The sequence below is a fragment of the Psychrobacter sp. GW64-MNA-CIBAN-0177 genome, assembly GCF_040309585.1.
Taxonomy (GTDB): domain Bacteria; phylum Pseudomonadota; class Gammaproteobacteria; order Pseudomonadales; family Moraxellaceae; genus Psychrobacter; species Psychrobacter okhotskensis.
Map to the genome: position 1 here is coordinate 1 of NZ_JBEOOY010000395.1, position 256 is coordinate 256.

General features: G+C 42.2%; 1 pseudogene. It reads right to left on the bottom strand.

What is annotated here, in order from left to right:
• Positions 1–234, bottom strand: a pseudogene (locus AAEY79_RS15595) (BTB/POZ domain-containing protein); the annotation flags it as partial.
• Positions 235–256 lie beyond the last annotated feature (22 nt).

Genomic DNA, 256 nt, shown 5'->3' on the forward strand with positions numbered 1-256 from the left:
GTGTGTGGTCGTATTCATGCAAATTGCTCGGTAACATGCTCGCTCGAGGCGTTCTTTTGAATACGTTTTAGCTAAACTTAATACCCCTAAACAGGTGCGATAAGCTTGCTCTGGATGACGTTTGCTATTAAGCAATAATTCAACGACTTGATGAGTATAATCACCGATACTCAATGCCCATGAGCGTAAATTTATCGGTGACTGCTCATGCTGTTTTTGATGCGCCTTTGGCATATGATGTGTCTGTGTCGTATGT